The sequence below is a fragment of the Quadrisphaera sp. GCM10027208 genome (genome assembly GCF_042658805.1).
Classification (GTDB): Bacteria; Actinomycetota; Actinomycetes; order Actinomycetales; family SCSIO-59966; genus SCSIO-59966.
In genome coordinates, this window is sequence record NZ_JBHSRC010000006.1 from 1 (window position 1) to 14570 (window position 14570).

Genomic DNA, 14570 nt, shown 5'->3' on the forward strand with positions numbered 1-14570 from the left:
GGACGTAGACGTCGCAATCCACATCCTCCCAGCTCAAGAGGGCATTCTCGCCCTACGCCACGCTCACACCGCCGAACCCGGTCGGTGGATCAGGGCTGATCCTAGCGTTCGGAATCGTCTCGCCGTCAGCAAGCGCTGAGCCATCGGTCGGATCGCATGGTGACCCGCGATTTTTTGCAGAAGCAGAGAACTCGACTCTTCTGCTTGAAGCCTGGCGTCAGCGAAGCCTCTCGGCATCTACCGACGCTGACAAAGCAGCCTGGGTGTCTGTTCCACAGTACTCTTACACGCACGTCCCTGCTTGTGCCGGGAACACGCCGTCCTTGGAGAACGCTGACGCCGGGTGCGTCGAAGCCGACTTGGCGTGCCCAGACCTTGAAGTCCGTTATTGGCTGTTCCGTCAAGAGCTTGGCGCAGCCGATTCGGAGTGGGGTTTTGTGGGCAGTCGATGCCTGGGGCCCGCCGAAGCCGCCGAGACCGGGCGCGAGTTCCCTGGCTTCACGCAGGCAGATTTCCAGCGGCTCCCGCTACCCGCTGGTCGTCCGGTCATCGAGCCGGGCAACGGCTACACCTTGGTCGGCGTCCCGACGAACGTGTACGCCGACGCGGAGCCGGTCACGCTCGGTACGTCGCTGCTGGGGTTTCCGGTGCAGGTGCGGGCGACGCCGTCGCGCTACGAGTGGGAGTTCGGCGACGGCAGCGGCCACGGGCCGACGTCCGACCCGGGCAGCCCGTACCCGGAGCTGTCCATCACCCACGAGTACGCGGCGGCCGGCGCGTACCCGGTGACGTTGGTGACGTACTACGTGGGGGAGTACTCGGTAGCAGGTGGACCGTGGTTGCCGATCGTGGGCGAGGCGGCTGTGCGCTCGGACCCGGTGACCGTGGAGGCGCTGGCCGGCCGCAACCAGCTCGTGGCCGGCGCCTCCGGTTGAGCCGGTGTAACACCTGCCCACGCGGCCGCGATGTAGTGCTCGGAGCCGGCGGCGTCCCCTCCCCCCTGAATGGGACGCCGCCGGGTCCTTGGATCTGACGGCCGCGCGCCGCACCCCACCGACGGCCACGCGCCGTCCCCAGCCGACAGCGCTGCACCGCGCGTGCAAGAAGCGACGCACAGCGCGCCTCTCTCTTTCACGTCTCGTCTCGGACGTCGGTGTGGTCGGGGTCACCGGGGTGGGTCCGGCCCGGTGTCGTGGTCCGGTCCAGGTGGTGGGTCGTCGATGGCGAGCTGGCGGGCGAGCCGGTGAGCCTGGTCGATGTGGTCGTGGACGTTGTTACGCAGTGGGGTGCCGTCGGGGTCGATCCACGGGGGCGGGATGAACCATGGGACACCTTCGCGCATCTCGACCCGCCAGGTCTCGCAGTGGATCTCGGTGTGGTGGCGGGGGCAGAGCAGGACGAGGTTGCCGAGCTCGGTGGTCCCGCCGCGTGACCACCACACGATGTGGTGGGCATCGCAGCCGGCTGCAGGGACGTCACAGCCGGGCCAGGCGCAGCCGCGGTCGCGGGCGGTCAGGGCCCGGCGTTGGGCTCGGGTGGCGAGTCGTTGGGGGGAGTGCAGCTCGACGACGGCGCCGTGACGATCCAGGACGACGGTGTGGAGCACCGCGTCGCAGGCGGCGCGCTGCAGCAGGCCCGGGGAGACGGCGCCGGTCTGCTGGCAGCTCGCCAGGCCGGGGTTGCCGGCGTGCGCGGCGGCGAGCTGGTCCACCGTGGTCACGATGAGAAGGTGGGCGGGTTCCCCGCCCCGGGTACCGGCGGTGTCGGCTGCCTGGGCGATGCGGAAGACGCTGGCGAGCGCGTCGGCCCGCCGTTGCGCCGGTGTCCGGTCGTCGGTGATGCCAGGGAGCGGCTCGGTGCCGTTGACGTGGTGTCCGGGTGCGGCGAAGTGGTCCAGGACGGCCTTGGCGGTAGCGGCGTCCAGTCCCTCGAGCAGGAAGCTGCCGCGCAGGACCCCGGCCCGGCTCAGCGTGTAGTCGCAGAACCGGCGCTCGCGCAGGTGCGGGTCCAGGTGGTCCTCGCTGGCGGGTGCCAGTGCGCCGACGAGGTGCTGGCACACGGTGCCCATCTGGTGGTCGTTCAGGGACGTCGCCGCGTTGGTGAGCGTCTCGTCGATGGCCTGGCGGTGCTGGGCAAGGGCACGGGCCGGGATCTTGTCCACCGCCCGACGCGCCTGGTCCAGGTGGCCCAGCGTCGTCTGCCCGGCCGCCAGGGCGCGGCCGAGCCCGCGCAGCATCCCGTCGTCCGGGTCGGCCAGCCGCGCCCCCTCGACGAGGGACCGGGCCTGCCCCGCGGTCATCCGCAGCTGGGACTGCAGCCACTGGCGGGTCTCCCGCCCGGGCACGCTGCCGTCGTTCCGGGCGACGCAGGCGCGCACCAGGTGCAGGCGGACGGCGTCCAGGGCGCGGGCCAGCTCCTCGGCCGCGCCCAGGGCGTCCCGGACCTCGACCTGGGACAGCGACCACGGGCGGGTCGACAGCACGGCCGCGACCCCTTCGGCGATGAGCGCGAGCCCGCGCTCCACCTCGTGCACCCCGCCACCCGGAGTCCGCGCCGTCACCATGAGAGGAACATACGTTCGACCACCGACAACCGGGTCGAGCAGGCGCGAGGTGCCATGGCCCCGGGCTCGAGGCTGGGTCTACGGCTTACGTGGGGTGAGTGACGGGACTTGAACCCGCGACATCCTGGACCACAACCAGGTGCTCTACCAGCTGAGCTACACCCACCACGGCCGACGTCCTGGACCTGGCCCGGCGTCGGCGGCGCCCCGTCAGCATACCGGTCCGGCGGCTGGTCACTGCCCGGCGGCAGCCAGACGCTGGGCGACGGCGCGCGCGGTGTCGCTGTCCGGGCCGGGCGGGGGGACGAACACCGTCTCCCGGTAGTACCGCAGCTCGGTGATGCTCTCCCGGATGTCCGCGAGCGCCCGGTGGCCGCCCGCCTTGACCGGGGCGGCGAAGTAGGCCCTGGGGTACCAGCGGCGGGCCAGCTCCTTGACCGACGACACGTCGATCATCCGGTAGTGCAGGTGGGCGTCCAGATCGGGCAGGTCGCGGGCGATGAACGCTCGGTCGGTGGCGATCGAGTTGCCGGCCAGTGGCGCCCTCCCAGGCTCGGGGCACCAGGTGCGGACGTAGTCCAGCACCCGGGTCTGCGCCTCCTCGAGCGTGACGCCGGCGGCGAGCTCGTCGAGCAGGCCTGAGGCGGTGTGCATCTGGCGCACGACGTCGTTCATCTGCTCGACCGCGGCGTCCGGTGGGCGGATGACGAGGTCCATGCCCTCGTCGAGGACGGTGAGCTCGGAGTCGGTGACGAGGACGGCGACCTCGACCAGGGCGTCGGCCAGCAGGTCGAGCCCCGTCATCTCGCAGTCGATCCAGACGATGCGGTCAGCGTTGGCGGCGGGCACGGGCGCTCACTCTACGCAGCCGGGACAAACCCCACACGAGAGCGAACGCGAGTGCGGTCAACGCGCCGACGGCCAGTGCCGTCGGCCAGCCCACCCCCACGAGCAGCAACGTGATCACGGTCAGCGGGACGACGAACGCCCCCCAGGCGGCGAGATCGTTCCCCGCCGGGGTCCCCGGGGGGTCCTCCGCCGGTGCCGCGTGCCGCCCCACGCCTGGCAGCGTAGAAGCCGCTCCCCTCCAGGGGTGGGACGTCGCTACCCTCGCGGCCATGTCGTCGACGCCGCCCGGCGCCACCCAGCCGTACCGCCCACCGGTGCCGCAGCACCCGGTCGTGCCCTGGCGAGTCCGGTTGGCGCGCTGGGTGGCCGTCGCCGCCGTCGTCGTCCTGCTCGGACTCGCCGGCCTGCTCACCGTCCTGGCGGTCAGCACCGCGACCGGACCGCAGGGACTCGTCGTCGGTCTCGTGCTCGCCGTCCTGCCCGTCGTGCCGGTCGTCGCGGTGTTCCTCTGGCTGGACCGCTACGAGGCCGAGCCGCCCGAGCTGCTGGTGGTCGCGTTCGGCTGGGGGGCGGCTGTCGCCACGCTCGTCGCCCTCGTGCTCAACACCGCCTCCATGGAGGTGATCGCCGCCGCCGGCGGAGACCCCACGTGGGCGGCGGTGCTCGTCGCCCCGTTCGTCGAGGAGGGCGCCAAGGGCCTCGGGGTGCTCGCGGTGTGGCTGCTGCGCCGGCGGGAGTTCGACGGCGTCGTCGACGGCATCGTCTACGCCGGCCTGGTCGGCATCGGCTTCGCCTTCATCGAGAACGTCCTGTACCTCGGGACGGCGTTCGTCGAGGGCGGCGCCAGCGGGGCCGCCACCGTCTTCGTCGTCCGGGCGGTGTTCTCCCCGTTCGCACACCCGCTGTTCACGATGGCGGTCGGCGTCGGAGTCGGGCTCGCCACCCGGCGCGGGGGTGCCTGGTGGCTCGCCGTCCCACTCGGCTGGGTCGTCGCCGTCGTGCTGCACGGCCTGTGGAACCTCGCCGCGATCAGCTCGCTGTCCGGGTTCGTCGTCGGCTACGTCCTCGTCCAGGTGCCGCTGTTCGGGGCCGCGATTCTCCTCGCCGTGCTGGCCCGCCGCCGCGAGGGTCGGCTCGTCGCCCGGCACCTCGGCGTCTACGCGGCGACCGGCTGGCTGACGCCCGGTGAGGTGCGGATGCTGGCCTCGCTCCCGGAGCGGGCGGCGGCGCGGTCCTGGGCACACCGCACCCTGGGGGACGACGCGCGGGCCGCCATGCGGGACTTCCAGGAGCTGGCGACCGAGCTGGCCTTCCTGCGCGAGCGGGTCGCGCACGGCACCGCCCCCGCGGACGCCGCCGAGACCGAGCGGCGGATCCTGCACACCCTCTGGCACACCCGGACCCGGTTCCTGCCGCAGCGGGTCACCCGCTGACAGACTGGGGTCTGCCCAGGCCCGTTGGTGGCGTGAGCCTGCCGAGCAGTTGACCCGGCCCACGCTGCGGCCGTTGCGTGGTGCGGGGCGGCTACGGTACCCGCCATGGGTACCTCGCGGGTGGGGATCGTGACGGAGAGTGTCGCGACGGTCCCAGCGGCCGACGTGCAGCGCCTCGGCATCGAGGTGGTGCCCCTGCCGGTCCGGTTCGGTACCGAGGAGTTCCTCGACGGAGCCGACCTGTCCGCCGAGGACTTCTACCGCCGCATGGTCGCTGACGAGGTGGTGCCGACCACGTCGGCGCCGTCGCCCGATGCCTACGAGCAGGCGTGCCGTCGTGCCCTCGCCGCTGGGGCCGACGAGCTCATCGTGCTCACGCTCGCGGCCAGTCTGTCAGCGGCGCACGAGGCGGCTGTGGCAGGTACCGCCGACCTCGAGGTGCCGGTGCACGTCATCGACACCGGCACCGCGGCGGCGGCGGAGGGCATCCTGGTGCGCTACTGCGCGGAGCTCGTTGCCTCCGGGGCACCGGCGGCCGAGGCAGTCGCCGCGGTGGAGCAGATCAGAGACCGTGTGGTGCTGTACGCGGTGATCCCTACGTTGACCTACCTGCGCCGGGGCGGCCGGGTGGGACGGTTGCGAGGCTTCGCCGGGGACCGGCTGGGCATCAGGCCGTTGGTCTGTCTGCGCGGAGGAGAGGTCGGCGGGAGCGGCGTCGTACGGCGGATGGACGCCGGGTTCGACCGGATGGTCGAGCTGGTACGACGCGCCGGCCAGGGAGCCGCAGGCCTCGAGGTCGTCGTCACCCACGCCAACGCCCCGGAGGATGCGGCCACCCTGGCGGCCCGCTTCGACGGGGTGGGGCTGCGCCGGCCGGTCGACGTGGTGCCGTTCACTCCGGTGATGGGCGCGCACACCGGTCCTGGTGCCGTGGGGCTCGCCTACGGCGCGTTCCCCGCCCAGGCACCTCTCCCGCCCGTGGCGCGATGACCGCGATCTCCGGCGCGGTCGTCGCAGCCGCACTCTCGACGTACCGCACGCTGCTCGCCACGTACCGCGGGCGTCTCGACGAGCTGAACGTCTTCCCGGTGCCTGACGGGGACACCGGCTCGAACCTGCTGAGCACGGTGGCTGATCTCGCCGCGATCGACGTCTCCTCCAGTGACGGCGACCTCGACGCGCTGGCATCCCGGCTCGGCGCGGCGGCGGTCCGTGGCGCTCGGGGGAACTCCGGCATCGTCCTGGCCGAGGCCCTGCGTGGGTTCACCGGTGCGCTCTCCCCCCAGCGGCACGGCGACGGCGTCGCGGCCGCGCTGCGCGAGGCGGCCCGCATGGCGCGGGAGGCCGTCAGCGACCCGGTCGAGGGCACCATCCTCACCGTCGCCGATGACGCGGCGCGTGCCGCCACCGAGCGCGCCGCGGCGGGCGGCAGCGAGCTGGACGTGGCCCGCGCGGCGGCCGACGAGGCGTGGCAGTCGCTGGCTCGCACGCCGACCCTGCTGCCGGCCCTCGACGAAGCCGGCGTGGTCGATGCTGGAGGGGCGGGTTACGCGCTGTGGCTCGATGCGCTGGTGGCCGCCCTCGGCGGAGAGCTGCCCCACCGTGCGCCGCCGCCTCCCAAGTCGTCGGCGCCGGCCGGTGCGGCCGTGAGCCCCCCACGGCGTCATGAGGACGTGGCCGGCCCGCGCTACGAGCTCGTGGTGGTGCTGGACGCCGAGGCCCCCGCCGTCGAGGAGCTTCGCCGGCTCTGGGCGGGACGGGGCGACTCGCTGGTCGTGGTCGGCGACGCCGGTCGGTGGCGTGCCCACCTGCACACCGACGACCCCGAAGCGGCGCGTGCTCTCGCCGAGGACCTCGGCACGATCCGAGACGTCGAGGTCACCGATCTGCACGGGCAGGTGGCGGCCCGACGCTCCTCGCACCGCCACGCGGCGACCGCGACCACGGCGGCGGTTGCGGTGGCAGCCACCGATGAGCTCGCCCACCTCTTCGAGGTGCTGGGTGCCAGCGCGGTCGTCGCCGGGGGGCGCGGCGCACGACCCTCGGGCGGGGAGATCATCGACGCGGTCGACCGGACCGGGGCCGAGGAGGTCGTCGTCCTGCCCGACGACGGTCCCACGATCGGCGTGGCGCGCCGAGCGGTGCTCGAGGCCCGACGCCCTGCCGTGGTGGTCCCTGCCGCCTCGATGGTGGAAGGCCTGGCAGCGATGCGTTCGTTCGACGCCGGGCGCCGGGCCGCGGAGGTGGCGGAGCGGATGAGCGAGGTCATCGGCCGCGTCTACTGGGCGGAGGTCCTGCCCGTCATCCGGTCATCGTCGGTCGACGGCCACGACGTCGTACCCGGCGACTGGGTGGCACGAGGTCACCGCCCGCCCTTCGCCCTCGCCGCACGTGATCCGCTGGACGCTGCTGTCCTCGCGATCGACGAGCTCGTGGAGTCCATCGACGGGGGGACCGGCGACCTCCTCGAGAGCGTCGCCGTGTTGCGCGGGTCATTGGGCGAGCGGCACGATGTTGAGGCGTTGCGCGACCATGTCCAGAGCCTGTTCCCCTCCGTCGTCGTGGAGACCCATGACACCGCAGAGCGAGACGTCGCGTACTCCGTCGCCGCTCGACGCCGTCCCTGACCTCGACCCGGGATGGCGCCGCGAGGTTCTCCACACCGCCGACCGGCTTCGCCTTGCCGCCTACGTGCGCCAGCCGGCCGGAGCACCACGTGCCGCCGTGGTGCTCGTGCACGGCTTCACCGCCACCGGGCAGCATCCGGAGGTCCTTGCCCAGGCTGACGTCCTGGCCGACGAGGGATTCGCGGTGGTCACCTACGACGGGCGGGGCCACGGCGCCTCGGAGGGCTGGTGCACGATGGGTGACGACGAGCGCCACGACGTGGCCGCCGCCGTCGCCCTGGCTCGGTTGCAGCATCCCCAGGTGGTCCTGGTCGGCGCGTCGATGGGTGCCGTCGCGGCGCTCCGGTACGCCGCCTCGGACGAGGCCGACGACGCCGTCCGCGGTGTCGTGGCGGTGAGCGCCCCCGCCCAGTGGCGGCTGCCGTTCACGGTGATCGGGGCGCTCAGCGCCCTGCAGGTCCGCACCCGGGTGGGGCGCTGGTTCCTCGCCCGCCACGCCTCAGTGCGGGTCTCCCCGCACTGGGCCTCGCCGGAGCCGCCCCATGTGCTGGTGTCGCGGCTCACGATGCCGGTCACGGTGCTGCACGGCATGCTCGACCACGTCATGCGTCCGAGAGCCGCTCGTCTGCTGTACGCGGCGGCTGGCGAGCCCCGCCAGCTGGTCCTCGTCGACCGGATGGGCCACGCCTTCGACCCTCAGGCCCGCACCGCGATCTCCGCCGCTGTGCGCTGGACGCTCGCGGCGGCGGCGACACCGGTGTGAGCGACCGGTCTGCGGGTCGTCACGACCACCGGTCCCGACGTGGCTGAGGCTGTAGCGGGGTCGCCGCTGCTGGGGCGTAACGACTACACGAAGCTGTTGGCCGGCCAGGCCGTCTCGGGTCTCGGGGACTGGATGGCGACCACGGCGTTCATGGCGCTGGCACTCGACCTGACCGGATCGACGACCGCCGTCGCCGGCGTCCTGGCCGTACGGCTACTGCCCGGCATCGTGGCCGGTCCGATCGCAGCGAGGGTCAGCTCGCGCTGGGCGGCCCGTCGCACGATGCTCGCCATGGACCTGCTGCGCGCCGGCGTGGTGGCGGCCATCCCGTTCGTCGGCACGCTGGGGTGGCTCTACGCCCTGGCGTTCGCGCTCGAGGTGGCCAGCCTGGTGTTCCTGCCGGCCCGCGACGCGTCCGTTCCCTACATCGTGCAGGAACATCACCTCCCTGCGGCCAACGGGCTGATCCTGGGGTCCTCCTACGCCATGATCCCGCTGGGTGCCGCCGCATTCTCCGCAGTCACCGCATTCGGCGGGGACTCGGTCCCGCTGGCAGACAGCTACTCGCTGGTGTTCTGGGTCGACGCCGCCACGTTCCTGGTGTCCTTCCTCCTCGTGTCCCAGATCAGGCATCTGCCGGACAGACGGCCCGCAGCCGAGGAGGAACCCCGGACGCGCCTGCGCGACGCCCTGGACATCGGCATCGTGCCCGCCGTGCTCCCCGCCGCCGTCGGGGCGTCCCTCGGCCTCGGTGCCCTGTTCTCGGTGGGCATCGTGCTGGTGCAGGACGTGCTCGGAGCGAGCCAGGCGGCGTTCGGCCTGCTCATTGCTGCTTTCGGCGTGGGGGCCGTCCTGGGCGTGCTGGTGGTCCAGACACGAGGCGGTTCACCGCAACTCCGCTGGGCGCGCGACGGGATCGCCGTCGCCGGACTGAGCATCATCGCCATCAGCTTCCTGCCGAGTCTGCCGCTGGCCTACCTGGCGGCCCTCGTCCTCGGCGGCAGTGTCGCCTACGGCCTGGTGGGCGGCATCAGCTTCCTGCAGTCGGCCTTGGAGGGCGACGACCGGGTCCTCGCCTTCACGGTGTTCCACGTCGCGATCCGCCTCTCCCTCGGGGTGGCGGCTCTCGCCACCGGCGCCGCCGCCGACGTCGTCCCGGACGTCGAGGTGGCCGGGGTGGGCACGGTCGCGTCAGCCCGGTTGGTGCTCGCCGGTGCCGGTACCGTCGTCGTGGCCTCCACCGCCCGGGTCGCGGTCGGCGTCCGCACCGCCCGTGGTGGCCACGGACCCACCGGGGACCACCGGCGGTGACCCGCTGGCTCTCGGTGGGTGCTCGTCCGCGTCGAACAAGAGGCGGTTCACCAGCACCCTCCCACGAGACGTGCCCGCGGGCGGCGCGTTACCGGTGAGGCGCTTGGCGAGCATGGGCACCAGCACTGCCACCCCCGCCGCCACCCCGTTCACGCCATGGGTCAACGCCAGGACCGGTACCAGCGCGAGATCCGCCAGGAACGCACCGAGACCCGTCTCGCGCGCCAGTCGGCCTGCGGCGAGCCCGACCGCCAGCACCACCGCCCCCGGCCACGCCAGCACCGCGAGGGCGCCCATCGCGGGCGAGATCCCCCGCCCGCCGGCCCCGCGCAAGAAGACCGACCAGCAGTGCCCGCACACCGCGGCGCCCCCCGCCAGCGCACCGAGACCTGGACGGCCGTCCGCGAGCGCCGCGGCCAGAGCGCCCTTGGCGACGTCGAGTCCGCCGGCTACCGCCAACGGTCCGAAGCCGGCCACCCGGTACAGCCCGGTCCCCGACACCGTGCCCGTCCCTACCGTGCGGAGGTCGACGTGGCGCAGACCCCGAGCGAACAGGTTCGAGAACGGGACGGCACCGATCAGGTACGCGGTCACCACCACGACTACCGCCACGCCTCACCGCCGTTCGCTCACCGAGCAGGTCACGACCGGAGCGGTGGTCACACGGCCACCGCAGCCAGCACGCTACCGAAGCCTTCGGAGCTCTCAGCCGCCCTCGCGGAGGTCAGGACGACGGTCGCCGGGCCGACGCCGGGCGCTGCAGGTCGGCGCGGTGCCCCCGAGAGGACTCGAACCTCCGACCGGCGGATTAGAAGTCCGCTGCTCTGTCCAGCTGAGCTACGAGGGCGTACAGGTTCACGGTACCGCCCACCCCGGCGCGCCGATTGGTGAAGATCAGTGCCGGTGGAGAGGATGGGCGCCGTGAGCGGCGGTGACGGTGCGGGCGGTCCGGACGTGCTGCTCGCCGCCCTCGAGCGCCTCCGCGACGACGTGGAGGCCCTCGACCTGCCCCTCGAGGTGCCCGACGTCGCACGGGCACGCACCGACCGCGCCCGGATGCTCGACCAGCTCGAGGACTACCTGCTCCCGCGGCTGCGGGAGATCGAGGCCCCGCTGCTGACCGTCGTCGGCGGATCAACCGGCGCCGGCAAGTCGACGCTCGTCAACTCCGTCGTGGGACGTGAGGTCAGCCGGTCCGGCGTCCTGCGCCCGACCACCCGCTCCCCGGTGCTCGTCCACCACCCCGACGACGCCGGCTGGTTCATGGCCTCCCGCGTGCTGCCCTCCCTCGCCCGGCTCACCGGCGACGAGGCCGAGCCGGACCGCTCCGGGACGACGCGGATCTCCGGCATGCGGCTCGTCCCCTCCGAGTCGTTGCCGGCGGGCCTCGCCCTGCTCGACGCCCCGGACATCGACTCCGTCGTCGAGACGAACCGGGAGCTCGCCGCTCAGCTGCTCGGCGCCGCCGACCTGTGGCTGTTCGTCACCACCGCTGCCCGCTACGCCGACGCCGTCCCGTGGGACCTGCTGCACACCGCCGCCGAGCGCGGGACCAGCGTGGCCGTCGTCCTGAACCGCGTCCCGCCCGGGGCGATGAACGAGGTGCGCACCGACCTCGCGCAGATGCTCCGGGACGGCGGGCTCGCCACCGCGCCGGTGTTCACCGTGCCGGAGACCACGACGACCGGCGGCCTGCTCCCCGACGCCGTGATCGCTCCGCTTCGGACCTGGCTCACCGGACTGGCCGCTGACGCGCGGTCCCGGCAGGTCGTCGTCCGACGAACCCTCGGCGGCGCCCTGGACTCGCTCGCGACCCGGGTGCCCGCCCTCGCGGAGGACGCCGACCGGCAGGCGACCGAGGACGCCGCGCTGCGCAAGGACCTGCGCAGCGCGTACGCCGAGGCCGACCGCGAGCTGGAGAGGGCGCTGTCCGACGGCACCCTGCTGCGCGGGGAGGTGCTCGCCCGCTGGCAGGAGTTCGTCGGCACCGGGGAGTTCTTCCGCGGACTGGAGTCGGCGGTCGGCCGCTTCCGCGACCGGGTCGTCGCCGTCGTCCGCGGCCGGCCCTCGCCCGCCGAACCGCTCGGCCGTGCCCTGCAGTCCGGGGTGCACTCCCTCGTGCGGGCCCAGGCCGAGGAGGCCGCCGAGCGCGCCGCCCTGCGCTGGCGGGCCCGCCCGGCCGGGACCGCCCTGCTCGCGACCGCCTCCACCGAGCGCGACATCACCCGCGTGCCCGCCGACGTCGACGAGCGGATCGAGCGCGCCGTCCGGGACTGGCAGCGGTTCGTCCTCGACCTGGTCCGACACGAGGGACAGGGGCGACGCACCCGGGCCCGGGTGCTCTCGGTCGGCGTGAACGCCCTCGCCGTCGTCCTCATGCTCGTCGTGTTCGCCGGCACCGGTGGCCTCACCGGCGGTGAGGTCGCCATCGCCGGCGGGAGCGCGGCACTCGCCCAGCGCCTGCTCGAGGCGATCTTCGGCGACCAGGCGGTCCGCACTCTGGCCGCGACTGCCCGCCGCGACCTCTTGGCCCGGGTCGACGCGCTGCTCGACGCCGAGCGCTCGCGCCTCGAGCGACTCCTGGACGCCGCTGGGGTCGACCCGGCGGCCGGCGACCGGCTGCGTGGCGACGGCAAGGCCGTCCAGGAGGCCCGCTCGTGAGGCAGGACAAGGGTCGGGTCGTGGACCTGGCCGGGTGCGCGGACGCCGTCCGGACCGCCGTCGACGTCGGCGGCGACCGCCTCGACCCGCGGGCGGTCGCCCGGGCGGAGGAGGTGCTCGCCCGCGCCGACCAGCGGATCCGGCTCGGGGTCGAGGAGACCGTCGTCGCGCTCGCCGGCGCCACCGGCAGCGGAAAGTCCAGCCTGTTCAACGCGCTCGCCGGTCTCGACATCGCCGCCGTCGGGGCTCGGCGCCCCACTACCGCCAGTCCCGCCGCCTGCGTGTGGGGTGACGGCGCCGACGAGCTCCTCGACTGGCTCGACGTCCCCCGCCGGCACCGCACCAGCCGGGAGAGCGAGCTGGACGCCGAGGACCAGTCCGACCTGCACGGGCTCGTCCTGCTCGACCTGCCCGACCACGACTCCACCCAGGTGGACCACCGGCTCGAGGTCGACCGCCTCGTCGGCCTCGTCGACCTCCTGGTCTGGGTCGTCGACCCGCAGAAGTACGCCGACGACGTCCTCCACCAGCGGTACCTGCGCCGGCTGACCGGCCACCAGGGCGTCATGATCGTCGTCCTCAACCAGATCGACCGCCTGGCGCCGGATGAGGTGGAGACGATCCGGCTCGACCTGGAGCGGCTGCTGGTCGCCGACGGACTTCCCGACGTCCGGGTCGTCGCGACGTCCGCACTCACCGGTGAGGGTGTCCCTGAGCTGCGCCGCCTCGTCGTCGAGGCGGTCCGGGCCCGCGACGCCGCGGTGCGCCGGCTGGCAGCAGACCTCGACCAGGTGGCGGCCGCACTCGCCGACGGCGTCGCCGCCACGGAGCCGGACCCCGAGCGTCTCCAGGGCAGTGACGGGCTCGTCACGGCGCTGGCGGCCGCGGCCGGGGTGCCGGCCGTCCTGGACGCCGTGGAGGCCGACTACCGTCGCGGCGTCCACGGCTCGGTCGGCTGGCCGTTCACCCGCTGGGCCCGCAGCTTCCGTCCGGACCCGCTGCGCCGGCTCCGGCTCGGCCAGACCGGGGAGGATCTGCACCGGTTGACCGCGTCCTCCCTGCCGGAGCCGACGCCCGCGCAGCGCGCGGACGTGGAGCTGGCTGCCCGGCGGGTCGCCGAGCGCGCAGGCGACGGGCTCCCGCCCCGGTGGGCGGACGCCGTCCGGGAGGCGACCGTCCCCGTCGGCGAGGACCTGGCCGACGCCCTCGACCAGGCGGTGACCGGCGTCGAGCTCGACCGGCGCCGGCCGCTGTGGTGGCGGGTGGTCGGTGCCGTGCAGCTGCTGCTGGCGATCGCCGCCGTGGTCGGCGGACTGTGGCTGGTCGCCCTTGCCGTCGTCGGGTACCTGCAGCTTCCCGAGCCGCCCATGGTGCGTGTCGGTGAGGTTCCGCTGCCCACCGTGCTGCTTCTCGGGGGTCTTGGCCTTGGACTCCTTCTCGCCCTCGTCGGGGGCTGGTTCGGACGACGGGGCGCGCGTCGTCGTCGCCGTCGTGCCGAGGCGAGACTGCGCGAGGCGGTCGCCGGTGTGGCACGTGAGCGGGTGCTGGAGCCGGCCGCTGCAGTGCTGCGAGACCACCGGACGGTGCGCCGGTCGCTGCGTCCCGGCGACTGACCGCCGGACCTGTCCCGCACACCCCGCGCCGGACCGTCGTCCGTCCACAGCCGGCGGCAGCGGACGACGCGGCGTCGGCGCGCCGGCGCAGCCTGTGTCCCGGACCCGCAGGGTGCGGGGGCGAGGAGGACGCAACGTGCTGGACAACACCGTGGTCATCGTGGGCAACCTCGGGGCGAACCCGGAGTACCGCAGGCTCGACAACGGGATCGAGGTGGCCAACTTCCGGGTCGGGTCGACGCGGCGCCGGTACGACCGGGCCACCGGCCAGTGGGTGGACGGGCCGACGAGCTGGTGGCGGGTCACCTGCTGGCGAGGTCTGGCCGCAAACGTCGCGCACTCGTTGCGTCGCGGCGAGCGGGTGGTCGTGGTCGGCCGACCTCAGGTCGTCCCGTGGGAGACCGAGGACGGGCGCTCGGGCACCTCCGTGGAGGTGGAGGCCCAGGCGGTCGGCCACGACCTGGCCTGGGGCACCTCGACCTTTGAGCGGGTGGTCCGCAGCGAGCGCCTGGACCTGCCCGGGGGCCGGGACCCGGAGACCGGGCTGCGGGTGTCGGCCGACGGCGAGATCCTCGACGACCGCACCGAGGACGGTACGGAGGACGGTACCGACGACGGTGCCGGCAGCGGGCTGCGCTCCTCCGGCGGACGGGAGGCCGGGGAGGCCGTCCGGGTGTGAGCGCGAGGCGGTCGGGGTGTGCCGCCGGGGCGTCGGCGCGGACGGGGCACCCCGACCCGGCCACTAGCCTG

General features: G+C 73.9%; 13 protein-coding genes and 2 tRNA genes. 9 read left to right on the forward strand and 6 right to left on the reverse strand.

The window, feature by feature from the left end; all coding sequences use genetic code 11:
* Positions 1–437: 437 nt before the first annotated feature.
* Entirely contained in the window at positions 438–935 is a 498-nt protein-coding gene (locus tag ACFP6A_RS10645) for a PKD domain-containing protein (protein WP_379603506.1), read from the forward strand.
* Between the two features lie 230 nt (positions 936–1165).
* Here ACFP6A_RS10645 and ACFP6A_RS10650 read toward each other — a convergent pair whose 3' ends face one another.
* The 4 genes from ACFP6A_RS10650 to ACFP6A_RS10665 form a co-directional block, all read right to left on the reverse strand.
* Positions 1166–2563, reverse strand: coding sequence for a DUF222 domain-containing protein (locus tag ACFP6A_RS10650; protein WP_379603507.1), 1398 nt, complete (start codon positions 2561–2563; stop codon positions 1166–1168).
* A gap of 90 nt (positions 2564–2653) precedes the next feature.
* Positions 2654–2729 (reverse strand) — tRNA-His (locus tag ACFP6A_RS10655).
* A gap of 68 nt (positions 2730–2797) precedes the next feature.
* The gene (gene orn / locus ACFP6A_RS10660) at positions 2798–3412 is read right to left on the reverse strand and encodes an oligoribonuclease (protein WP_379603508.1); all 615 of its coding nucleotides are present in this window, start codon (positions 3410–3412) and stop codon (positions 2798–2800) included.
* Positions 3393–3623 (reverse strand): hypothetical protein, encoded by a 231-nt coding sequence (locus ACFP6A_RS10665; protein WP_379603509.1) that lies wholly within the window; start codon positions 3621–3623, stop codon positions 3393–3395. The genes orn and ACFP6A_RS10665 overlap by 20 nt, the downstream gene beginning before the upstream one ends.
* 58 nt (positions 3624–3681) lie before the next feature.
* Here ACFP6A_RS10665 and ACFP6A_RS10670 point away from each other — a divergent pair, with 58 nt between their 5' ends.
* The 5 genes from ACFP6A_RS10670 to ACFP6A_RS10690 all read left to right on the forward strand — a co-directional run bounded on the left by ACFP6A_RS10670 (position 3682) and on the right by ACFP6A_RS10690 (position 9546).
* Positions 3682–4845, forward strand: coding sequence for a PrsW family intramembrane metalloprotease (locus ACFP6A_RS10670; RefSeq protein WP_379603510.1), 1164 nt, complete (start codon positions 3682–3684; stop codon positions 4843–4845).
* 105 nt (positions 4846–4950) lie between these two features.
* Positions 4951–5835 carry a DegV family protein gene (locus ACFP6A_RS10675; protein WP_379603511.1) on the forward strand — a complete coding sequence of 295 codons (885 nt, stop codon included), beginning with the start codon at positions 4951–4953 and terminating at the stop codon, positions 5833–5835.
* Entirely contained in the window at positions 5832–7472 is a 1641-nt protein-coding gene (locus tag ACFP6A_RS10680; protein ID WP_379603512.1) for a DAK2 domain-containing protein, read from the forward strand. Before ACFP6A_RS10675 ends, ACFP6A_RS10680 begins: the two co-directional genes overlap by 4 nt.
* On the forward strand, positions 7417–8235 hold the full coding sequence (locus ACFP6A_RS10685) for an alpha/beta hydrolase (protein WP_379603513.1): 819 nt from the start codon (positions 7417–7419) through the stop codon (positions 8233–8235). Before ACFP6A_RS10680 ends, ACFP6A_RS10685 begins: the two co-directional genes overlap by 56 nt.
* Before the next feature lie 39 nt (positions 8236–8274).
* Positions 8275–9546 (forward strand): MFS transporter, encoded by a 1272-nt coding sequence (locus tag ACFP6A_RS10690; protein WP_379603514.1) that lies wholly within the window; start codon positions 8275–8277, stop codon positions 9544–9546.
* On the opposite strand, the gene ACFP6A_RS10695 is transcribed toward ACFP6A_RS10690, so the two are convergent.
* Together ACFP6A_RS10695 and ACFP6A_RS10700 are read right to left on the reverse strand one after the other, a co-directional pair.
* Positions 9427–10158: a glycerol-3-phosphate acyltransferase gene (locus ACFP6A_RS10695; RefSeq protein ID WP_379603515.1), complete on the reverse strand. Its 732-nt coding sequence runs from the start codon at positions 10156–10158 to the stop codon at positions 9427–9429. The genes ACFP6A_RS10690 and ACFP6A_RS10695 overlap by 120 nt on opposite strands.
* A 161-nt stretch (positions 10159–10319) precedes the next feature.
* Positions 10320–10393, reverse strand: a tRNA-Arg gene (locus ACFP6A_RS10700).
* Between the two features lie 65 nt (positions 10394–10458).
* Between ACFP6A_RS10700 and ACFP6A_RS10705 the strand changes: the two genes are divergently transcribed.
* From ACFP6A_RS10705 to ssb, 3 genes are all read left to right on the forward strand, one after another.
* Positions 10459–12207, forward strand: coding sequence for a dynamin family protein (locus ACFP6A_RS10705; RefSeq protein WP_379603516.1), 1749 nt, complete (start codon positions 10459–10461; stop codon positions 12205–12207).
* A complete protein-coding gene (locus ACFP6A_RS10710; protein WP_379603517.1) occupies positions 12204–13820 on the forward strand; it encodes a YfjP family GTPase in 1617 nt (538 codons plus the stop codon). Before ACFP6A_RS10705 ends, ACFP6A_RS10710 begins: the two co-directional genes overlap by 4 nt.
* A 136-nt stretch (positions 13821–13956) precedes the next feature.
* The gene (ssb, locus tag ACFP6A_RS10715) at positions 13957–14499 is read left to right on the forward strand and encodes a single-stranded DNA-binding protein (protein ID WP_379603518.1); all 543 of its coding nucleotides are present in this window, start codon (positions 13957–13959) and stop codon (positions 14497–14499) included.
* The last annotated feature ends 71 nt before the right edge of the window (positions 14500–14570 follow it).

Bases quoted from the DNA above. Each gene is read 5' to 3' on its own strand.
- ACFP6A_RS10650 (WP_379603507.1), bottom strand. From the start codon at position 2,563: ATGGTGACGGCGCGGACTCCGGGTGGCGGGGTGCACGAGGTGGAGCGC.
- ACFP6A_RS10670 (WP_379603510.1), top strand. From the start codon at position 3,682: ATGTCGTCGACGCCGCCCGGCGCCACCCAGCCGTACCGCCCACCGGTG.
- ACFP6A_RS10675 (WP_379603511.1), top strand. From the start codon at position 4,951: ATGGGTACCTCGCGGGTGGGGATCGTGACGGAGAGTGTCGCGACGGTC.
- ACFP6A_RS10680 (WP_379603512.1), top strand. From the start codon at position 5,832: ATGACCGCGATCTCCGGCGCGGTCGTCGCAGCCGCACTCTCGACGTAC.
- ACFP6A_RS10685 (WP_379603513.1), top strand. From the start codon at position 7,417: ATGACACCGCAGAGCGAGACGTCGCGTACTCCGTCGCCGCTCGACGCC.
- ACFP6A_RS10705 (WP_379603516.1), top strand. From the start codon at position 10,459: ATGGGCGCCGTGAGCGGCGGTGACGGTGCGGGCGGTCCGGACGTGCTG.